Source organism: Gardnerella sp. KA00390, assembly GCF_049244075.1.
GTDB classification, from domain to species: domain Bacteria; phylum Actinomycetota; class Actinomycetes; order Actinomycetales; family Bifidobacteriaceae; genus Bifidobacterium; species Bifidobacterium vaginale.
Genome location: NZ_CP058372.1, coordinates 1,079,569 through 1,102,851 on the forward strand (window position 1 = coordinate 1,079,569; position 23,283 = coordinate 1,102,851).

General features: G+C 43.6%; 13 protein-coding genes and 1 pseudogene. 1 reads left to right on the forward strand and 13 read right to left on the reverse strand.

Annotated elements, in window-relative coordinates:
* Positions 1-100: 100 nt before the first annotated feature.
* Positions 101-1,312, reverse strand: a complete 1,212-nt coding sequence (locus tag HXT53_RS04295; RefSeq protein WP_004120048.1) for a hypothetical protein — start codon at positions 1,310-1,312, stop codon at positions 101-103.
* A 393-nt stretch (positions 1,313-1,705) separates the two neighbouring features.
* Here HXT53_RS04295 and HXT53_RS04300 point away from each other — a divergent pair, with 393 nt between their 5' ends.
* Positions 1,706-2,350 (forward strand): single-stranded DNA-binding protein, encoded by a 645-nt coding sequence (locus HXT53_RS04300; protein WP_020760050.1) that lies wholly within the window; start codon positions 1,706-1,708, stop codon positions 2,348-2,350.
* Positions 2,351-2,556: 206 nt separating this feature from the next.
* Here HXT53_RS04300 and HXT53_RS04305 read toward each other — a convergent pair whose 3' ends face one another.
* From HXT53_RS04305 to HXT53_RS04360, 12 genes and pseudogenes are all read right to left on the reverse strand, one after another.
* Positions 2,557-4,386, reverse strand: coding sequence for a proline--tRNA ligase (locus HXT53_RS04305; RefSeq protein WP_032841332.1), 1,830 nt, complete (start codon positions 4,384-4,386; stop codon positions 2,557-2,559).
* Between the two features lie 166 nt (positions 4,387-4,552).
* Positions 4,553-6,010 carry a PIF1 family DEAD/DEAH box helicase gene (locus HXT53_RS04310; RefSeq protein ID WP_065189684.1) on the reverse strand — a complete coding sequence of 486 codons (1,458 nt, stop codon included), beginning with the start codon at positions 6,008-6,010 and terminating at the stop codon, positions 4,553-4,555.
* 39 nt (positions 6,011-6,049) lie between these two features.
* A complete protein-coding gene (orn, locus tag HXT53_RS04315) occupies positions 6,050-6,757 on the reverse strand; it encodes an oligoribonuclease (protein ID WP_075038870.1) in 708 nt (235 codons plus the stop codon).
* Between the two features lie 71 nt (positions 6,758-6,828).
* Positions 6,829-7,080, reverse strand: coding sequence for a hypothetical protein (locus HXT53_RS04320; protein WP_004130611.1), 252 nt, complete (start codon positions 7,078-7,080; stop codon positions 6,829-6,831).
* A 136-nt stretch (positions 7,081-7,216) separates the two neighbouring features.
* Complete coding sequence (locus HXT53_RS04325; protein WP_004114892.1) at positions 7,217-7,456, reverse strand: hypothetical protein; 240 nt, start codon at positions 7,454-7,456, stop codon at positions 7,217-7,219.
* Positions 7,457-7,639: 183 nt separating this feature from the next.
* Positions 7,640-9,184, reverse strand: a complete 1,545-nt coding sequence (gene guaB / locus HXT53_RS04330) for an IMP dehydrogenase (protein WP_004114891.1) — start codon at positions 9,182-9,184, stop codon at positions 7,640-7,642.
* 81 nt (positions 9,185-9,265) lie between these two features.
* Positions 9,266-10,369, reverse strand: a complete 1,104-nt coding sequence (locus HXT53_RS04335; RefSeq protein ID WP_004113078.1) for an MraY family glycosyltransferase — start codon at positions 10,367-10,369, stop codon at positions 9,266-9,268.
* Positions 10,366-11,052 (reverse strand): L-threonylcarbamoyladenylate synthase, encoded by a 687-nt coding sequence (locus HXT53_RS04340; RefSeq protein WP_421780013.1) that lies wholly within the window; start codon positions 11,050-11,052, stop codon positions 10,366-10,368. The genes HXT53_RS04335 and HXT53_RS04340 overlap by 4 nt, the downstream gene beginning before the upstream one ends.
* On the reverse strand, positions 11,045-11,953 hold the full coding sequence (gene prmC, locus HXT53_RS04345; RefSeq protein ID WP_421780015.1) for a peptide chain release factor N(5)-glutamine methyltransferase: 909 nt from the start codon (positions 11,951-11,953) through the stop codon (positions 11,045-11,047). The genes HXT53_RS04340 and prmC overlap by 8 nt, the downstream gene beginning before the upstream one ends.
* A gap of 66 nt (positions 11,954-12,019) precedes the next feature.
* Positions 12,020-13,117, reverse strand: coding sequence for a peptide chain release factor 1 (prfA, locus tag HXT53_RS04350; protein WP_004114886.1), 1,098 nt, complete (start codon positions 13,115-13,117; stop codon positions 12,020-12,022).
* A 142-nt stretch (positions 13,118-13,259) separates the two neighbouring features.
* Entirely contained in the window at positions 13,260-13,472 is a 213-nt protein-coding gene (gene rpmE / locus HXT53_RS04355; protein WP_004114884.1) for a 50S ribosomal protein L31, read from the reverse strand.
* A gap of 102 nt (positions 13,473-13,574) precedes the next feature.
* Positions 13,575-23,071, reverse strand: a pseudogene (locus tag HXT53_RS04360) (InlB B-repeat-containing protein).
* Between the last annotated feature and the right edge of the window lie 212 nt (positions 23,072-23,283).

Here is a 23,283-nt window from a genome sequence, read left to right on the forward strand (position 1 = left end):
AATAAAACACAAATAAAGTAAATAAGTAAACAAAAGCCTGCAAGCGTTTAAAACGTTTGCAGGCTTTTTAAATGATACTAATCAGATTTACTAATCAGATTCACACGCCAAAGGCGTAGGTCTTAACATCCGACAAATTACCATTCTCATCGTAAGCTTCGAAATGAGTCCAGTAAATGCCTGGGCGTGGGCTCCACAAAGCCCAAGGGCCATCGTATCCTTCAACCCACTGCTTAGCATTGTAATCATAAATCTTAATCTTGGTAGAGCCATTAGGATTATTAGTGGATGCACCAAGAAGAACACTATTGCCTTGCCAACCAGCATAAGTTCCAGTAATAACTGTTTGGCTTGGAACTGTGTAGTGGAAAGCAATTGTCTTTTCTAAAATAACTTTCTTAGTAGAAGGATCACGAGCTTCACAATGCAGCCAATAGTCACCTGGCTTTGTAACCCAAGAAGCCCAGTTTCCAGTACCCCAATCAGCAATAGTAGCCCACTGCTGAGTATTCAAATTGTAAGAAAGCCAACGATACTCAAGCTGCTTGTCGGTGTAAGCATTTGCACCAACAGCAATATCGTTATTACGGATAATCCAAGCAAAATCAAGGTGAGGAGCAACACCTAACTTGCCTTGTGGGTAGTCAGTGTCTCCAACCTGAGTTGAAAGAGTTAAAACAGATACTCTTCCGTATGAGGTACCAGCTACTTCACCATATCCGAAGGAAATGTTTTCTGGATTCAAAATCTGGTAAAGATGAGCATTGTAAGTAGTTTCAGCACCATTAGATTGGTGTAACGCAGACTCCTCTCCAGCGGTCCAATCCGACATAGATTCTTCTGAGCTTTCACCCCAAGCAATGTTTTCGCCCCAAGCCTTACGACCATCGTAGTTTGGAAGGCTCACACCATCCGCAGCAAAATGTCCAAGTTTTCCATGCTGAACAGTCTCATTTGCACGACGATAAGCATCCTCTTCATTAGCACGATCGTAGCGAATATCATTAATATACTGTTCTTTTGTAAGACCCTTAGAAGTAACATAATCTGCAAGAGTCATACCGTTCATAAGGGTAACGCCATCGTCATAATACTTTGAACGCACATCACGAATTGCACCTAAAATGTAGCTTGCAGCCGACTGATTCTTAACTTGCCAATTAGTATTAACATTAGCAACACTGTGATTTTGCACTATAACCAAAGCACTAGCAGATACGGCAGTAGATCCAATCATTGCTACGCAAGCAACAGCTGATGCCGCAGCAGCTAAACATTTCTTTGCAGAAAATACGTGCGACTTATGCCACATAAATGTAGACCTCTCTCCACGTGATTAATAACTACTTTTCAGTAATCCCTGATTCAAATAACACAAACAAGTAGGCAAAAAACTCAAGCTTCACCTTCCAATGCTAATGAAAAACAAAAACTACTTTCGCTAAGTATATCAATCTACATATATTTTACACATTTTAGACTCGCCTACTCAATTTTACATATTTTGTCAAGAGTTTTTAAACGATGTGCATAAAGCATAGGCTTTAACCACATTGATAAAAATAACTTGCAAAACTATTTTTGATACTTCATAGTTGATTCTACTGCGGCGAATTTATTGAAAATCACAATAATCAACACGTGTTGCGTGATGAATTTTGAGATTTAAATTAGTCGCAGTCCAAACTTTTGAAAGGTTAAGAATATGGCACAACAACAAGCAACACTAACAATCAGCGGCTATGTAGGTAGTGACCCTGTGAACTTTAGTCGCAACGAAAACTCACCAGCATGCTCACTTAGAATAGGAAGCACAACGTCTTACTACCATAGCGAGGAAAGACAGTGGAAAGATAGACCGACAACTTGGATGACAGTAAAAGCATACAAGTCTTTAGCTGCAAATGTGCTAAAAAGCGTGCATAAGGGAGATGCGATAGTCGTGTGCGGAAATTTAAACACGGAATCCTGGCACAAAGATGGAGAAGACCGGTCTCGAGTTGTACTAGAAGCCACCGCAATTGGACACGACCTAAATCGAGGAATTAGTGCTTTTACTAAATACTCTTATAATCGTGGAAGAACCGATCAGAGTAACAATAGTAAATATCACACTAATCAAATAAACCAAGAAAATCGGGCAAATCAAGATACTTATTCCAATCAAGATTTGAGCTTGGCGATGAAAAACCCTATGGCTAATACTTATTCTATGGATTCTTCGCAAGAAAACGACAGCCAAGAATACCATTATGATGCTGAATCTTCAGCAAAAGAAACAATAGATTTCGGCTCACAAGTCGAAGAAAACCACTATGACGATATTGAAGGAGGTGTAAATGATTTTTAGAAAGTTTTAATAGAATTAAACATTAAAACTCATTAACATTCTATTCTAATAATTTATATAATTTTTTACTATTCATAGCAATATTGCCGCTGAAAATAATGCGTATAATATGCAAAGCATTACACCAACGGCAATATTGCTTAGTCGTTTAATTGTTTAATAGTTTAATTGCTTAATCGCTGATTCGTTGTTAACAGTTATTGCGATTACAACTGTTCGCGAACGCGCTCTACAATTCGAGCAGCAGCCTCATCCACTGGAACTGCCTCAACGTTTGAACCGTTGCGATCGCGGATTTCAATCGTTCCATTGTTCACAGTATCGCGGCCGGCTACAGCAATCAGCGGAACGCCAACAAGCTCAGCATCCTTGAACTTCACGCCTGGAGAAACCTTTGGACGATCGTCGAAGATTACTTCGATTCCCTGCTTACTAAGCTCTTCAACAACCTTCTCAGCAGCATCGAAAGCAACTTGATCCTTGCCTGTAGCAACGACGTGAACTTGAGCTGGAGCAATCGCCATAGGCCATGCAAGACCAGCATCGTCGTGATGCGTTTCTGCCAAGCATGCAATCACGCGGCTAACGCCAATACCATAGCAGCCCATCCAAACCGGCACAGCCTTACCGTTTTCGTTAAGAACGCTTAAGCCCAAAGCCTTAGAATACTTTAAACCAAGCTGGAACACCTGACCAATCTCAACACCGCGTTCGAAGCTCAATGGACCAGAACCATCTGGGCTCATATCGCCGTCGCGAACCTGAGCTGCTTCAACAACACCATCAGCCTCAAAATCGCGGCCGTAAACAGCGTTATAAACATGCTTTCCGTCTTCGTCAGCTCCTGTAATCCAAGCGCTACCCTTTGCAACGTGAGCATCCATCAAGTAGCGGACAGGATTTTCAATTCCACTACCCTCTTTGCGAGCTTGAGGACCTAATACGCTAAAGCCAATGTAGCCCTTAACAAACTCAGGATGAGCCTTAAAATCATCCTCAGTTGCTTCTTCAATTTCTGCAGGAGCAAACTGAGCTTCAAGACGCTTCATATCTACCTGGCGATCACCTGGAATACCAATAGCCACGATTTCGCGCCATGGCTCCTCGTGCTCGCCGCCCTCAGCATCAGCCGGGTGCTTAACAGCAATAATCAGATTCTTCAAAGTGTCGTCTGCTTGCCATTCGCGGCCGTCTTTGCGTGGATGCAAATCGTTAGAAACTTTAACCAAAGCTTCAATCGTCTTAGCATCTGGAGTATCAAGAGCTTCCATTTTAGGAGTTGCCGAGCAGTCAACATCTTGCATTTCTGGTGTGGTCAAAGCCTCAACATTCCAAGCTTTTCCAGAAGGAGCAAGCGCAAAAGTATCTTCGCCAATTGCCATTGGAGCCAAGAATTCCTCAGAATCCGATCCGCCCATAGGGCCAGAAACAGCGTGAACAATCACATATTTAATGCCTAAACGGTCAAAAATTCGAGCGTAAGCAGCGCGCTCTTCAACATAAGCAGACTTCAAACCATCTTCGTCAATCGAGAACGAATAACCATCCTGCATAATAAACTCGCGACCGCGAATAAGACCTGCGCGAGGACGGAATTCGTCGCGATACTTCGTTTGAATCTGATACAAAGTAACTGGCAAATCCTTGTAAGAAGAATACATATCCTTAACAAGGAGCGTGAAAACTTCTTCGTGCGTTGGAGCAAGAAGATAGTCAGCCTCATGACGATCCTTAAGGCGGAAAATGTTGTCGCCGTATTCTTCCCAACGGTTTGTCGCCTCATAAGGCTCGCGTGGAAGAAGCGCTGGAAAGTGGACCTCCTGCGCACCGATACCGTTGATTTCTTCACGAATAATCGCCTGAACCTTGTTTAAAACCTTGAGTCCGAGCGGCAACCAAGTCCACACACCTGGAGCGGATTTACGAATATAGCCTGCGCGCTGCATAAGTTTTGCGGAAGTCACGTCCGCGTCTGCTGGATCCTCGCGCAGCGTACGAAGGAACAGCTGAGACATACGAAGTACATTGGAATTCATGCGTTCCAATCTATTTGCGCATGAGGACATAAACACTTGTTTACACTATTAAACAATAGCAATAACACTTTCCCGACTTTGTAGCTTAAAACGACGATTAGAGCTACAAAAAGCGGAAGATTTTCCCGACTTTGTAGCTAAAAACAACGATTAGAGCTACAAAAAGCTAGAACTCATCGTCGAAGGAAAATTCGTCATTATACGCGTAATCACTAGAGGCGAAAATATCAAACTCTTGCTGATTTGCAGAATCATCTTCCGCATTATTTGTTACGAAAGCAGCAGCACCGTCGTTAGCAAGCAACTCACTCGCGCGTTTAGAAGCCTCACGCAAGAATCCGTCTAACAGTACAGCATCCGCCGAAACACTAAACGCGCGATCGTTAATACCTTCCAAATAAAGCCCGCCAAGATTTTCCACGCGAGAAAGCGCCACATATCCCATTCCGGGAGCAAAAGTTTTACGCAAATCCATTACCGCACTGTCAAGCGTCATACCTTGCGATTTATGAATCGTAATTCCCCACGCGCATCTAAGTGGCACTTGATTTACGCTAGCAAGAACAGTCTCACCATCCGTCATTTCCCATGCAGCTGGCTTAAGAGTGACAATATTGCCGTTTTCAAACTCAACAATCGGCCATCCACCTTTAGATTCAGGTGCGAATCTCAAAACTCGCCCAACAGAGCCATTCACATATTGCTTATCTTGATCATTTCGCAACGCCATCACTGCAGCTCCAGCCTTTAGTACAAGCCGTTCCGGAGCAAGCATATTCTTTTTTAAACGCTCGACGAGATTTTTAGGGCCGGCTTCTGTTGCCACAAATTCGTGAGGCTCAGCATCAATTGCCGCAAGCTGCACATTATTTAAGCCATCTGCCTGTGAGTTCGTAGGGAAAAGATGAACCGAAACTTCATCGCCTTGCGGATACTCACCGAGGCGACTGGCAAGCACTTGCTTATCTTCGTCGCTTACAAGACCGCCACGAATATCCGTCAAAACTTCAAGCAATTTGCCGTCATCCTGACGATGTTGCTCAGTTAAATAGCACACAACAGGCTTTAAAGCATCCCAGGCGAAAGATTCCGTAATATAGCCTTCTGGATTCTTGCCAGCAGCAGCATACTTTTCGCGCGACTCAATAAACTCTGGACTTGGCTCGAACACATCGCGATTTCGCATAGAAGCACTCACAGGAGGCAGCTGGAAGAAATCTCCCGAAATAACTACTTGAAGTCCGCCGAAGGGAGCAGAGTTTTTGCGCACTTTACGGCATACTTCATCAACCATGTCAAAAAGCCACGCGTGAATCATTGAAACTTCATCCAACACGAGCACTTCCGTGGCTTTTATGCGTTTCCCTCGCCTAGCTCTAATGGTTTTAAGAAGCGAATCGCTAAGCGCGTTTGAAACTCCAACTCCACTCCACGAGTGAATGGTTTGACCGTTTAAATGCGTTGCTGCGATTCCGGTAGAAGCCGTTACAGCCACGCTTAAACCGTTTTTTCGCATTGCGCGAATAGCTTCGTTTAATACGTAGGTTTTACCTGCACCCGGAGCGCCGGTAATGAAAACGCTTGCACCAGCGTTGATTATGGTTAGGGCTTCGGATTGCTTCATTGGCAGTACCTTTTATTGCGTTTAGTAGTCGCGCTTTGTTTAATAGTCGCGCTTTTCTGCGGAATTTACGTCTTCTAATGCTTCACCGCGGCGCTCATAGTCACGAAGCAAGCTCGTGCTCTCAATGTGCTGTGCGCCAGCTTTTGCCTGTGCTTCGCTTGGGCCTGGAGCTGGAACGAACATCATGTCACGGTAATATCTCAACTCGTCAATCGACTCAATAATATCCGCGAGCGCGCGGTGGCCGCCATGTTTTGCCGGCTTATTGCGGTAAACGTCTGGGTAAAGTCTGCGCGAAATCTCCTTCAACGTGCTTACGTCGATTACGCGATAGTGCAGATTTGCCATTAAATCTGGCATGTAACGGTCGAGGAACTTTTTGTCGGAGCCAACGGAGTTTCCAGCAAGATGCGCTTTTCCGCGCTCTGGCAGGAAGCGCTTTACGTACTCAACTACCTGCTTTTGCGCTGCTTCTAGCGGCAAACCGTTTTTATTCCATTCGTCAACAAGCCCAGAAGAAGTGTGCATATTGCGTACGAAATCGTTCATATGAGCCACAGCAGCATCGCTCGGCTTAATCACTAAATCAATTCCGTCGTCCAAAACTTTCAAATTAAAATCAGTTGGAACTACAGATACTTCGCATAATTCGTCGTGGAAAATATCGAGTCCCGTCATCTCGCAATCAATCCAAATTAAGCGCGATTCTTCCGGCGTAAACGTAAGATCTTCCTTAGCTTCAGCCATTTTCGTTCCTTTCCTAATATTTTTTCGAACCCATCAGCCTACATCTTCCCAGCGACGACTAACAGCTAAAATCACATCTCTGGCATATCAGAAAGTGAAATTCTAGAATATGATCCATTTTTCTTATCTTCAGGGTGAGGCTCTAAACCGATAATAGTTATTGACATATGATCTGGACCATAAACCCAATACATTCTCATTGCACTACTTGTTTTATTCTCCAAGTAGGATTGCCAAACTCTAACACCATATCTATTTGTCAATTCTTCAATATCATGAGTATGCAATCCTGGATGCCTTGGATTTTCAGATAAAAGTTTCATAGATTTTCCCCATTTCTTATAAAGAGAAAGATCTTTTTTACTTATACTGCCTTCTAGAAACTCTTTCTTCAATCTCTCCCAAATATTAGACATCTCTGGAATACCCATTCTAATATTGAAGTTCATTCACTTACTCCTAGAAGTCAGAAAGATCAACAGGTTCAGAGACTTTGCCAATCTTAAAATTGCGGATTGCTTCACCCATACTTTTAAGAGTTTTAGAAGAGATACTCTTAGGAATAGTAAGCTCACGTGGCTCTAATAAAATACAACCATTATCACATTCTTTAACATTGTAATAAGGGTATTTAGCTCCGCGCAGAGTTACACGCTTTTTACTATCAAGACGAACGTCATAATCTTTCACTACTTCCACAAAACACCTCATTTTTAGTGGGATATCCCACTAACTATACAATAATTTTATACGAATTGTCAAAACAAAAACGACGAAAAGTTAGAAAGTAGCAAAAAAGACTTAGCTAACTCTTCGCCGTTTAATTCAAAATTACTTGCGATTTATACGCAACTTATACGCGCAACTTACGCAACTTACGATTTAGTTGTGGAAACCGCTGTAGTTTGGCGCTTCTGCAGTCATCACAATATCGTGAGGATGCGATTCGCGAAGACCAGCATCCGTAATGCGAATAAAGCGACCGCGCTCTTGCATTTCCTTAATATTGTGCGCACCAACGTAGAACATAGACTGATGCAATCCGCCAAGCAACTGGTAAAGCACAGCGTTAAGTGGACCGCGATATGGAACTTCGCCTTCCACGCCTTCTGGAACCACCTTGTCGGAGCTAGTAACGTCTGCCTGGAAGTAACGATCCTTAGAATAAGACTTCTTACCGCGAGGAGCCATTGCGCCAAGCGAGCCCATGCCACGATAAAGCTTATACTGCTTGCCGTGAAGCAAAACCTTTTCACCTGGAGCTTCCTCGCAACCAGCCAAAGTGCCGCCGAGCATAACGGTGTCAGCGCCAGCAACCAAAGCCTTAGCAATATCGCCAGAATAGTGAATACCACCATCAGCAATGCATGGAACGCCAGCAGCCTTGCAAGCCTGAGCCGCATCATAAACAGCAGTAAGCTGAGGCACACCAACGCCTGCAACAACGCGCGTAGTGCAAATAGAGCCTGGTCCAACGCCAACCTTTACAGCGTCGACGCCGGCATCAATCATAGCCTGAGCGCCTTGGCGAGTAGCAATATTTCCGCCAATAATTTGTACTCCGTCAAACGCCTTATCTGCCTTAATTCTGCGAATCATATCGAGAGCCAATCGAGCCTCTCCGTTTGCGGTATCAACCACAAGCACGTCAACTCCAGCTTCCATAAGCGCGCACGCACGCTGCCAAGCATCTCCAAGGAAGCCAATTCCAGCAGCCACGCGCAAGCGACCCTGATCATCCTTAGTAGCATCTGGATACTGCTCAGTCTTCACAAAATCCTTAACAGTAATCAAACCAGTAAGCTTGCCTTCTGCATCAACCAAAGGCAATTTTTCAACTTTGTTGTCTGCAAGCAAACGATGCGCGTCTTCTTTAGAAATATTAGAAGGACCAGTGACGAGATTTTCGCGAGTCATCACGTCTTTGACTTTCAAACGATCATAGTCTTCGGAAGCAATGAAACGCATATCGCGATTGGTAATAATACCAACTAGACGATTTTCGCTATCTACCACTGGCAAACCAGAAATATGAAAACGCCCGCACAATTTATCTAAATCTGCGAGCGTTGCATCTGGGTGAACAGTGAGTGGGTCGGTAATCATACCAGACTCGCTGCGCTTAACAATATCGACTTGCGCAGCCTGATCATCTATAGAAAGATTGCGATGAAGAACACCAATTCCGCCATTTCGAGCCATTGCAATAGCCATATCGGACTCGGTTACTGTGTCCATTGCTGCAGAAATTGCAGGAACTTTCATAGTGATTTCGCGAGTCAGATGAGTGGTTGTATCCACTTCGGATGGGATTACATCGGTTTCGTTTGGAAGCAACAGCACATCATCATAAGCAAGTCCGAGCTTCTCGAAAATTGGTGGAACAGGAGCATACACGGATTCCGTGTTCATATCAGTTGTAGCCATAGGGTTACTATACGTTTTTGCTATGACGTTTGTAAAAATCGCGTTTCATAAACTATGATTCGCGAGTATTCGAGTATTATTTTACGAATTTCGTAGCTCTGGCAGCCGCCTGCGCAAATATGGCATCATTGTAAGAACTGTAAGCAGCGCTGCCGCAATAATCATGCCAACAAGCACGTAAATTGCTTTAAAGAACAGAATCATTATTGACCCGAAAGATATAAGCGCCGCCCATCCCCACAAAATAAGTACTGCTCCTTGCACAGAATGCCCAATGCGCAACATTCTGTGATGCAAATGCATGCGGTCTGGATGCATTGGCGACTGCCCTTTTGCAAGCCTTCTGCATATTGCTAAACACATGTCTAACACTGGCAAAAACAGCACTAAAATCGGAAGCAAAATCGGCATAAATACTGGCAAATATATGCTTGTGTGCACTGCAGATGGATCTAAGTGACCCGTCATTATAATAGACGCGCAAGTTATTAAATACCCGATTAGCATGGAGCCAGAATCACCCATAAAAAGCTTTGCAGGATGCCAATTGTGCAAAATAAACCCTAAGCACATTCCAACCATTGCAACGTCTATAAGAGTTGCCATTGAAGCGTAGCTTGGAGATGTGCGCGCAAGAATATAAGAGTATGTCGCGAAGGCGATTCCGCCAATGGCCACAATTCCAGAAGCCAGTCCATCTAGTCCGTCTACAAAGTTGACTGCATTAATTGAAGCCACGATTAGTATTGCGGTTATTGCGATTGAAAGACTTGGAGACGCTGTAACTAGAGAGCCGAGCGGCAATGTTACGATTTGAAGCCCTCCCCATGCTACAAAAACAGCTATTAGCAATTGACCTGCAAGTTTTAGCATCCAATCTAAGTCCCAAATGTCGTCACAAACACCCAAAAGGCATACGAGTACAGCTCCAGCTAAAACTACCCACGGCTGGTGTGTTCCTGTAAAAAGCCCTGAAATAAAAGGCATGGAGCTTGCAAACGCCATTGATACAGCAAAGCCGAATAGCATTCCCACTCCACCCATACGTGGCGTAGGTATTGTGTGCACGTCGCGAGCGCGCACTTTTCCTACGGCTCCTATGCGAATCGCAAGATGACGTACAAGCGGCATTATTAGCCAAGTTGCGCCTCCTGCGATTGCTGCTATAAACAGGTATACCCTCATTTCTTGCGACTTTCTGCTCTTATCTGTTCTTCACTTATTACGCCTTCGCGCAAAATCACAATTCCGTCTTTATCGCTTGCATCCGCGCCAACTACTGTGCTTGCTACGTGTGAGCGAGTTGGACCAGCATTTAAATACAGCGGAATTTCGTCTCCAAAAGCTGCTACTGCCTCTTCTACGCTGTCTGCGCTCTCGTTTCCGCTGCGATTTGCGCTAGATGCAGCCAAAGGGCCCGTAACTCTTAAAATTTGCATTAATTCTGGGCAATCTGGCACGCGCACGCCTTGCGTTGCTTCAGCTTGGATTTTGTTTTTATTATTGTTTTGAACGTCACTACTATCTGCTTTACAAAGCGTAGCAAGCCTTGTAGCTACCGAATCTTTTTTTGCGCGCGCGATTGGTGAGTATCCGCCTGGCAGGAATTTTTCCGCAAGTACGTCTAGTGGATTTGGCAAGTAAAGCCCAAGTTTTTCTAGGTCACTTACGCTACTCATAAGTATTTGCAAGGCTTTTGTGCGCGGCCTGCGTTTTAGTTGGTAGATTTTCGTTACTGCATCCTCGTTAAATGGGTCGCATGCTACTCCGTAAACTGTGTCTGTTGGCACTACGATTACGCCGCCTGCGTTTATTATTTGCGCTGCGAGTTGCAATGATTCTTCGTTAATCGTGCAAATTTTACTCATTTTTAGCCTCTTTTTTGCATACTACAAATCTTGCTCTGTTTGTTAAGTCGTTTTTGACTTTTGCGCTGCTAAATCCTACGTTTTTTGCATAATCTGCAAGCGCTTCTCCTTGCGTAATATCGTGTTCCATAATCATTATTCCACCCCTACACAAATATGCAAAACTCGCTTTTACAATTTTTTGCGGTATTAGTAGCCCGTCTTGAGATCCACCATATAGCGCCATTTTAGGGTCGTAGTCGCGAGCTTCAATCTGCTCTACTGGCTGGCTTTCTGGCACATACGGCGGATTTGTGATTACTACATCTACTTTCTCTTTAATCGCAGCTTTTTCAGGCAGATTAACGTTTGTAGCATCGCCTAATATTGCGTGATATCTGTTTGAAATATCATATTTTTCCGCGATTTTGTTGTAGTTTTTTTGCAAATATTCAAAAGCTTTGGGAGACTTTTCCACTGCCCACACTTGCGCATCTGCAACTTCGCTTGCTATCGATAATCCAATCGCTCCCGACCCTGCGCACAAGTCTAAAACAATAGGATTTTTTAGATTATTTGCGCGAATCCAATCTAATCCCTCTTGAACTACGACTTCTGTCTCGGGCCGCGGCACAAAAACACCTTTGCCAACTATTAGGTCTATGTAGCGAAAAGTTGCGCATCCAATAATGTGCTGCAATGGCTCGCGCGAAGCACGTCTAGATATAAAATCGCTATATTTGCTAGCATAATTGGGCAAAAAATCCTTAAAATCGCCAAGTATTAGCGCTTTGTTTAAGTCTGCCAAACTTACGCCACAAGCGTGAGCCAGTAGCAAACGTGCGTCGTATTCTGCCGACTCTACTCCTGCATCTTCAAGTTTTTCGGCAGATGCGCGCAAAATGTGCAAAATTTCTTGCATTTTACAAGCCACGTGGTGATTTTACTTATCTTACTTAATTTACTTGGATAACTTAACTTACTTGGCTTACTTGGCTTTAGCTAAGCGATCGGCTTCATCCGCCTGAATATCACTGTCGATAACAGGCTGCAAGTCTCCGTTAAGCACCTGGTCAAGATTGTATGCCTTGTAGTTTGTGCGATGATCCACGATACGATTTTCTGGGAAGTTGTACGTGCGGATTCGCTCGGAGCGATCCAACGAGCGCACCTGCGAGTGGCGCATATCTGCCGCCTCCGCTGCCTCCTGCTCGTGCTTCATGGCAAGCAAACGCGACTTTAGCACGCGAAGAGCCGCCGCACGGTTTTGAATCTGCGACTTTTCATCTTGCATGCTAACAACAATTCCCGTTGGAATATGTGTCATACGAACAGCGGAATAAGTAGTGTTCACGGACTGTCCGCCAGGACCAGAGCTCATGAAGATGTCGATTTTCAGGTCTTTTGGATCGATTTCGATTTCGTCATCGTCTTCGTCTGCTTCTGGGAACACGATTACGCCGGCTGCGGAAGTTTGAATACGACCTTGCGATTCAGTTACTGGGATTCGCTGCACGCGATGCACGCCGCCCTCGTATTTCATGCTTGCCCACACGCCGTCTTCTGGAGCAGGCGTACCTTTTGCGCGAATCGCAAGCTGCACATCTTTCACGCCACCAAGTTCCGTCGAATTTTCGCTTTGGATTACGGTAGTCCAGCCGCGCTTTTCCGCGTAACGCATATACATGCGCAACAAATCGCCAGCAAACAGAGCCGCTTCTTCGCCGCCCGTACCAGCTTTGATTTCCATAATCATGTCTCGCGCATCGTCTGGATCTCTAGGAATCAGCGCTGTGCGCAACTTTTCTTTTGCTGCTGGAATTTGTTCTTCTAATTGTTTTGCTTCTTTTGCTAAGTCTTCGTCTTCGCTTGCCATTTCGCTAGCTACTTCGTAGTCTTCGCAAAGCTGCTTGTAATTTAGGTACGCGCTTACGATTGACCCGAGTTCTGCGTGTCTACGACCGAGCTTGCGAATTGCGTCTGGATTAGACGCTACTTCTGGCTCTCCCATGCGATTTTCAATATCGCGGTATTCGTTTAGAGCTGTAACCGCTGCTGGGAACTGTTCCTCTACTGACTCAGCCATTTTGTTCCTTTGTAGTCGCGCATAACGCGGATTTTGAATCGAAAATATTAAATTTAAATATTGTAAGACGCATGTATGTTGCACATAAAACGCCAGCCCCGATTCCGCGAGTTACACGAAAGCAGGGCTGGCGTTTAAAAAGCTACTTAGTCTTCTTACCGTAGCGCTTCTCGAAGCGAGCCACGCGGCCGCCGGTGTCGAGAATCTTCTGCTTGCCGGTATAGAATGGGTGGCACTTTGAGCACACGTCAACCGTCATATGATCGCCATTTGCGGTGGAACGAGTTACGAAAGTGTCTCCGCAGGAGCAGGTAACCTGCACTGCGTGATAGTCGGGATGAATACCCTGCTTCATAATGTCTCCTATGGAATTCGGGCGACCCGGGTCGCAAAGCCCCAATAGCTGAGCGTGAACCGGAACCTTCGCTATTTTAGTCACCACCCTCGACTCAACAAATCAACTTTCGTTATCTTCGTTCTTACGTCTGCGATGCTTAGCAGCAAATCCAGCTAAACCAACAGATGCCAACAAGCTGGCGATTAACGCGGACTGTGTAACGTCACTACCCGTTTGAGGCAGAGCTTCTGACGGCTGTTTTGCAGTATCCTTCACAGCTTCTGGCTCTGTTTTTTGCTTCGGTTCCGTAGCCTGTTCAGGTACGACTTCAGTCAAAGGAGATTCAGGCATTAGAATATACGGATATGATTCTGGCATCGGATATTCTTCTTGTCTTGGCTCTTCTTCTGGCTTTGACGGAGCTGGTGTAGGAGCTGGCAGCACAGGCGTTGGAGCAGGTTTGCTCTCAGAAATCACATCAATTTCAACAGTAATTTCCGCTTCGCGACCATACTTATCGGTAGTAGTAAACGTTAGCTCAACTTTCGGCTTGCCGTCAACAATCTTAGGCGTGCCAGAAATCTTGCATTCAGTACCAGCGCAATTTGCGTTAATGCCGTTTACAGAAGTCAAGCCTTGAGCAACTAACTCGTTAATAGTTAATGTCTTGCCATCTACTGTAACCGTTGTGTTATTAACATCTCCTTCAGTCATGTTTTGCAATCTGAAGTTCGTTAGAATACCCTCGCGAGCAGAACCACTAAACTTAAACTTCATAGGAGCCATCTTCTCGAAGTTTGCAGTAATAATGGTTTCGCTTTCTGGGAATACCATTGCAATATCAGCGTCAGTAATACCAGCTTGTACAAGTAAATTCTTCAAAGCTTCAATAGTTGAGTGTTGTGAATTACGAATTATTTTTGCCGTATATGACTTTCCTAATGTTTCAGCAACAATAGCCAATCTATTACGACTTGCTTCATAACTCATATTCTCGTTATTTATAGCTTCAGCAAGAATATTCTTTATAGCCGCAAATGTAGAATTCTTAGATTTGCGGATTACATTAGCTGTAAACGACATGCCATAGCGTTCAGCAATCTTAGCTAATGTTTCACGCTCAATATCAGTTGATTTGTGGTTATCAGCACTGTTATAGATGGTATCAATATGTTTAGAGTAAGATACTTCATCCAATTCTTGAATATGTAACCTTTGTTAGCAAGAACGTCTGGAATATAATTATTTATTTCAGATATTCTATCTTTACGCACCCAGTATGTATGTACTCGTGACTGCATAGTTCCGCCATTGCCAGCTACATACGTTACCTTTGTGTAGTTTTCTAAAATAAACTTTCCTGCTTGACTGTTACTTGAAGGTAAATCTCTCTCTGCAATCACATTCGGAAGCACTTGAATAGGTACATTTTCATAACGTACTATCTTTGCACCCTTCTTATTTGGATCAGATGTTTCAACCCTCACTCTAACAGTAGTAATGCCCGGCTTTGCAATACGAACGGAATTGGCACCGGAAGAATAAGCTACACCCGCACCATGCATGCCCGCAATCTCTAGGTTATTAGGATCAACACCAGACACAAGCTCATCAGGAGCAGGAACTTCGTCTCCAACACTCTTAACAAACTGAGATACATTCACAGGCATATCAGCAATCTGATTTGCAACATATACGCGAATTTGTCTATTCTTATTTGTGTCAGTTAACGGAACAGGTTTGTTGCCTGCATCATAAACTTCCCACTTGCTAAAGCCCTTAAGCTGTTGCTTTAACTCATTAGTTTTATTATTAACGTCATTTTCATATGTAGTACTATCGGACTTAAAGTAGATAACTTTCGGTTTGTATGAGCCATCATCCCACTTCCTTCCGAAAGCTGGTAAGAACACATACGGCACGTAGTTATCTGGAATTTTCTCATTACTCTTCGCGTCGATGATGTTCATCACCTTTTCATACACTGCTTGGTATGTAGTATTTTCAGAGTACTTTAATTTGCGAATCTCATCATTCGTTAACAACTTTTCACCATTCGCGTTTTGCACATCAACGCTAGTTGCAGATGCTGGTTCACTTACCATCAAAGTAGTGACAGGAATTTCAGGTTGATTTGCTAAGCTTCTTCTTGCACGCGAACGAGCATCAGAATTATCATTATCAACAAAATTCTCAAGCTTCCTCCAGCCTTTGAACACGTAATGGTATCCATCAGCGTCATAATCCTTGCCAACAGCTTGCGGAGCTTTTACGCCCGTAACATCGTCTTTAAGAACGTAGTACAGCTTAGTAGTATCTTTATCAAGGCTGCCCTGATCTTTATGATCAACTTGATTGGCATTTATAAAGTTGACCTTAACATACTTATCCTTATTGAGAACAAGATCACGCTCTGCAGCAACACCCGTAAGAGGATTAGTATCGCCAGGCTGATGTGAAGGCTGAGTACTATCTGGTTTCGGTAGGCTCTTATCGTACATCAACTGGTAAATCACCTTTAAGCGTCCTACAAGTCTATAAGTCTTGTAATCTGCTGCATCCTTATACTTAACTGTAACTTTCAAAGGAACAGTGTACAAAGCAGGTTTCTTAAGCATCTTCTGCTTTAATGTATTTTGTTCAGCTTCAGTTGGTAAATCATATTCGACTTTTATGTCTTCTACGCCATTATTCGTAGCAGCATCTGCTTTGAGTTGAGGCATATTAGTTATAAAATCGGTTAACTTTGGAAGCGTGTCAGGCTTATCTTGCACAGCGACCAAGTAATCAGTCTGCACTGTTGGTTCTGTCCAAGGGGTTTGATCTGCCACGAACTCTTGGAATGGTTCATTGACTTTCCACTTGTCAGTAGAGTCAGCGACATTTGGAATTGAATCAACCTTCTTACCGTCGTTAAGCATGCTGCTTCGAGACCAAGTTCCCTTAGCGCCAGTTAGCTGATTATTAAGCCAAGCTAATGCGCCACTTCCTTCTTTTGTAATCTTCTCAAGATCAGTACCCTTCTTTACGTAGAACACTTTAGGGCCGCTTGTGCCATCCTTCCACAATCGCCCTGGAGCAGGCTTGAAGATTGCGACTACAGCATCCTTAGGAACTTCACCACCGTCAGAAGTGCTAGAGAAGTATTCAATCTTCTTGTAAACAGCGGTGTAAGTTTTGCCAGCATCAACTTTCACCGTAATATCTTTATAACGGCTTTCAGAATCTATATCAAACTTCTGCTCTGGCTTAGGCGTCTCGGCAGTAGGCTTTACAACTTCCGTTGCCCAGCCCTTGAACACATAGTAGTAATTATCTTGACCGTGATCCTTACCGAAGGCTTGCGGCACGCGGATTCTAACTTCCTTACCCTTATAAACGTACGCAGTAAGAGTAGTTTCTCCGCCAGCAGGATGATTAGCATTATCTCCATCGTGACCAACAATAGTGCCTTCATCATTCTTGCCGGTAAAAGTAATCGGCGCATACTCGTCAATATGCGCTTTGCCGTAGTCGCTAGTCTTAAACTTATCCCAATCGCTTGCGTACACCAAATCTGGCAGCACGCGGTACAGCACTTCAGCTTCAGCACTGTTATCACCAAGCTTCACTTGCACTTTAATCTTGTGCAAGCCTGGAGTATTGTCAAACTTTTCACCATCAGCAAAGCTGAACTTAGCACCATCTGGATAATCACCAGCATTCGTTATAAGCTTCTTAGCATCATCACTATTTGCAATACTAATATTCTCAGTTGGCTTAAGCACTTGCGGAGCTGCAGCAACAGGAGCTTTTAGCTTGAATTTAGCAGTGTAAATTACCTCAGGACTGTTCTGCTCTTCGGAGCGAATCGGCAAGCGACTTACGCCATCAGCATACTGAAGCTTCGTAGAGCCAGCATCATACGAACCGATTTTCGAAGTCCAGCCTGCAAACTCGTAGCCTGGCTTTGCAACTGGATCTTGAGGCAGCGGCATTTGGTATGCCTTCGTGCCCTTAATCGCATCGTACACAAGAGCAGAGCCGTCAGCTACATCCTTGTTCTGCCAGTCAACAATGCTCCCCATAGAGCTTTGATTATCATCCACTTTGAACACGTAGCGCGTGTAGTTGGTTGGGCGAGACTGATTATCGTCCTGGCGCTTAAGCACGCGAACGTCTTTATACTTGAAGGTGACTGTAGGGATACCGTTAGTCTGCTTACCTTCGTTATCAGTAGTATAAGTAATATTCTTCTGCGTAGTTTCCGGCATAAAGCCTTCAATCGGCTTGTAGAATGCTACGTCATAGTTTCTATTTACAGAGCTGACTTCGCTTTCTGGAAGAAGCTCCTTGCCGTTTTGATCAATATACTTTACCTTATACTTGCGCGTATTGTACGTTTGGTAAATAAACTCGCCAGTATTCTGCTTCTCATCGCTCGATGCTTCAAAGCTTGTGAAATGCTTATCTGGGAAGTGCGTTTCGTCACTGTAGACTGCTTCCGCATTATAGCGCAAATGCTCGCGCAAGCCGGAAACCGTTTGAGTAGAAATGTGATCTACAAGCGCGGCTTCCGTGTGAGTAGTTTTAGCATCGTTATACTGCTTAAACGTTACGCCTGGCTTTAAGAATATGTGCTTAAAAGTACCGTTGTAGCGAGTATCCTTAATCCACACGGCCTTAAGCGTTATATCTTCTACTACCTTGTTGCCAAAAGCGTACGGAGTATGATTCGTTAATGTTTCATTGCCCTTTTTAGCAAGCTCCCAGCCGTAGAAGTCGTAGCCCTTGCGCGTTGGAGTGCCTAATTTATTTTCGTCAATAGGAAGGTAGCGATCGATCTGCTTTTCCTTAACTACGTTTGTGTCAGCTACCTCATTGCCGTTTTTGTCAATTTCAGGCATATTGTAATCAAACGTTACAGTGTGCTTAACGCCTTCTGGCTTACCCCACGCAGCGTAAAGCTTAATGCCGTTAACTGGCATTGTAAAATCTTTAGTTTCGCCTTTAGCTTTGCCGTCACCTTCAGTACCTTCACTATTGTCATTTATCTTGCCATTTATAAGATGAATACCGGCTTGATCAACAGCCCAGCCTTTAAACACGTAGTCTTTTGGCAAATCAGCAGGGCGAACGATGGAGTACTTAGTACCATTAAGCGTGAAAGTGTACTTGCCATCGAACTGCTTAGACGTATCAGCATTGTCTTTAGTTACAGAAGCATCGTAAGACGTAACTTTGCCACCGTCATAGTATAGCTTTTCGTCTTCGCCAGTCAATTTAGCATTGCCGCGCTTAGACAAGCTATACTCATACGGCAGTTCTTCTGTAGCAGCGACATTATCTTTTGTTATAGCATTGCCGTCCGCATTATAAAACTGCACAGCGTACTTCTTGCGGTCGTACTCGAGAGTTACTATATTATCAGACTCAAATTCTCTACACTTAACCTCATCACCAAAATTAAGCTTTTTTTCAATGCCAGCGAAGTAGCGACGGAACTCAAGATGATACTTCTTTTTAAACTCGTAATATTTCTTATATGCTGGATCAGTTTTAAGTCTTCTAGCAATCTCATCATTTAACTTTTTAAGAGCAAGTCCTCCATATTCATCGTCTTCGTCACAAGAATAATCAGGGACAGGAAAATCGCCATCATTTCCTTCTTCTGGAGCATCGTCTGGAGCGTCTTCACCTGTTACTTCTTCATAAAGATCACGTACTTTTTCATAGAAGTCATCAGCATCGAGACTTTTCCCAACCTTAACACCATCTTCACGATTACTGTTTGCAGGTTTAAGACCAGTTATTTTTGACTCAAAGCCTGCAATAGAAGACGGAGGAAACACATAATCACCACTGCTAGTATCATCCTTACTATAGGAATCTGTAGAAAGCTCATACTTAATATCATCGCCAGTATCGCCATTTTTTGCAGATGCAATGCTCTGTTTTTTAATGATTACCTGTATAGGAGCAGCTTGAAGTCGTTTAGAATTATTACAGGAATCAAGAATAAGTAGGCGCTGATCATCTTTTACAGTATACTTTGACGCATTTTTATCTGCAGGGTCGTCACTAATCTGCGGAGCTGTGCCCTTGCCATACATCCAATGGAATTTTGGATCAACAAATTCTTCTTTCGTTAAACGGAATGGAGGAGTATCACGATATGTACCATAAGTACCTCCACCAGCATTTCCACCAATCACAAAACCTAATGAAGAAGTGTTACCATCATCCATAAAGTCTACTTCATCTGAATTAGGCCAAAAATCAGTAAGACTCTGACCGTAACGAACCTTTACACGGTAACCATTATGATCAACTTTGTTAGTTACTTTATTAAAACTATTACCATACGTGTAAGTAGACTTATTGTCTAATTTATCTGAACAATCACCGCCGCCAGCGTAGCAGTAGCTAATTATCTCACCTTTGCTGTTCTTTTTATTTATAACAGCATTATTGCCGCCCATACCATTATTACTGTTCTTAGGAGCAGCAAAAATAAGCTCGTACTCTTTGCGATCGTAGACTAAGTCAAAATTATTATCTAAGTCGTTAGCTTTAAGAGTTTTTTTGCTATTATTCGAGTCACCCGTAAGCTTTTTATTCACATAGAAATAGCGCGTGAAGTTATCTTTATAAACTCTTTCGCCATTAGAATCTACAGTATAATTTTTTTGATCATCAGGATTCTCAGTATTGTACTCGTCTAAGCTTGTTACAGGCGTATCGTTCATCCAGTTGAACTTTGCAATTAAGCCATCTTTGTGGTCAGAATTTCTGCCTTGCAACTCTTCTTTAGTTAAGCCAAGCTCAGAATTATCAATAGCATTATTCTCATTCGTTCCGCTTAATCGAGTAGGATCATTAGCAACGCCAGAATCGCTCATGTTATCAAGATCAACGCTGCTGCCAGTCTTAACATTCGTACGCTCAACAAGACCAACAAAGTCGTAGTTTGCACGCGAATCTGGATTCTTTTTGTCTACTAAATCCGCCTTCTGCACCCACACACTCACGCGGTAGCTGGTGGTTTTATTCTCTTCCCAAATTGCGCGAAGCTTAACATCGTGATCTGGCATTGGAGAGCTAGCATCAAAATTAACGTTTTGCGTATTTGCTGTGCTTTCAGCAGGGTCAACAATATGCCAGCCCTTAAACGTGTAGCCGCGCTTAGTTGGGTTTGTAACTGGTGGCACATTTTGCTTGTAATACACTTTTTGAGCAGTAATATCTGTGCCGCCAGCAGAATCGTAAGTAACGTCGTAAGCCTTACGGTAGTAGCGAAGGTTCAAAACAAGCTTGTCTTTTTCGTCTTCGGAATCCGAAAGAGGCGAGCTAATCAAATTGTGCTCTGGCTCGTAGCCTGGAATATACACAGAAACAGCGCTTACATTAGATCCGACTGTGCCAGTAACTTCGGTAACGTGAATTTGCTCGCCACCTACCGTAATGGTCTTAACGCCTGATACATTTTTATCTTCTTTGAATTCATTTCTATTATCAGCATCTTGCAGCATGTGGCGAATGTAATATTTAGCTGTTTTAGGAGCATAGTTTATGTTCAACTCGCCATAGTACTGAATTCCATCTTCTGCTGATGCTTGCGAAGACGATGGATTCTGCGAAGTTTGGTCGCTGTTGTTACCTCCAACAACCTGCCTTTTCTTTACAGCGTATTCTTTAATAAGATCTTTGTTTAGACGTAAGTAGCGATCAGCATCCGCATGCATGCCATCATCAATAACATACTTGCCTTTACTTTTTTCAATGTAGTACTGGTAATTGCCACTATGATATACGGCAGGGTTATATCCTGCAGACTTTGGAAGCTTAACATACACATAATTTTTAGGATCACTAAGCTTATTTAGCTGATTTTCGTCAATCGTAAGCTCGTACGGCTGCACAAGCTGCTTATTTGGAGCGCCGCCAATCGTATAGCGAATTTGCAAATTATATGTAGCTGTTGGCTTTTTGTCGGTTTGTACCTGTTCGTTGGCCTTCTCTATGGTCTTAGCCTCTTGGTTACCAGTATTCGGCTTAATTACCTGGCTATTTGGATCAGTTGCTGCGTTATTAGTTGTTGTGCCAGTGTTCTGTGTGCCAGCGGTCGGTGTAGAAGCAGGTGAAGCAGGTGAAGGCGTAGCGCTTTTATCTTTGCCAGTGACGTCTGTACCTGTAACTGCACCTTGCGCATTATCATGCGAACCTTGTGCAGTGCCTTGTGCAGTTGGATTTTCTGCACTTTGCCCTTGCGCACCTTGCCCCCCTTGAGCATTGCCATTGCCTTCTGCACTTGGGCTCGCTGTATTTCCAGCACCAGCGCTAGATTCTGTACCTGCTGAAGGTGCAGAAGCAGACGGAGTTTCAGGCGCATTACTTGCAGGAGTTACACTACTCCCCTTGTTAGAACCGTTTGCACTTTCATCAACACTCCTACGAGAACGCACTTTTGGCTTATTTGCATCATTTACTGTATTCGCATTTTCTTCGTGAGTGCTTGAAGGTTGTGCGTTTGTATTATGCTCTATAGCAGGCTTCGAGCTTTCAGCATTTCCAGACTGCGCATTTGCAGGCTGCTGATTTTCAGCGTGTTCAGTCTGCGCTGTATTCTGATTTGGTTCAGCCTTTGCCTCTGGTTCCGTCTTCGCAACAGTCTTTGCACTTGCAGGCTGTGAAGTTTCTGGTTGTGCAGATTGCTTCGCTGCAGGAGCAGCAGCCGGCTTTGTGTATGAAGCCTTTGTATCTGCTGGCTTTACAGAATTTTCAACTTTAGGTTTTGCAGCAGTTGGCTTTTCAGTCGTTTTATGTGCATGTACAGACGCGTTCGACTTTGGCTTCTCCGCGACTTTACCAGTTTCAGCTGGATTGGTTTTCTCATCCTTAGTCTGCGTTGTATCTGACTTCTTCGCAGATTTTACAGGTTTTGTAATCTCAGAACTTGCTGTATCTTGCTCACTCTTAGTCGCAGTCTTAGTAGCACTATTATCGGCACTATTAGTAGCAGATCTATCCTCAAAATTATTAGTATCAAAAGAACGATTTGAAGGCGAAGACGAATCGCCATTTGTAACAAAATATTCGCCAGAATCCTTAACACCTACGGAAGAATCGCCAGCAACCGTTTCCTGATTCTCAACGCCTTCAGCGATAGCATTAGAATCAGTATTTTTAGCTAAATATTTAACAGAATCAAACATATGGCGCGTAGTGCGATCAGAAGGAGCACCCGTGTTAAGCAATCCATTCTTATATAAGCCGTTTCCATCGTCCTTGCCATTACCAGAGCCTTTGCCGGCGCCATTCCCAGCACCTTTGCCAGAAGTCTTAGCAACACTATTTACATAAGACGGATCAAAAGAATCAGGGTTAAAAGAAGTCCTAGCTAAAGCCGCTGCGCCAGGCAACACCATAGACAATGTAGACGCTAAAGCTACAGCTGCAACGCCAAGGCGATGACCAGAAGCACTAGTAGCAGTAGACGAGGAAGAACGCTTAGCAGCCTTAGCATTTTTCTTAGCGCTCTTAACGTTATTAGCGTTCTTAGTGTCGCCAGAAACACTCTTATGCTTAGCAGATTTAATGCTTAAAACGTCACTACCACTATTTTTAGTTCTAGCCAATTCGACTCCCAAACTCCGTTACATCTAGCACATAGAATCAACATGCACGTTTAGTATTCAACAATCAAAATACACAACATACGGCAATGTTTAGTAACCAGTGCACTCCAAAAAAAATACTTAACCTTTGTTATTTAAGCACAAGCTATGGATACCCCCCCCCATAAGCATTGCAATTTCTGTGTTTTTGGTGTTTCTTGTACTAAGTGAAA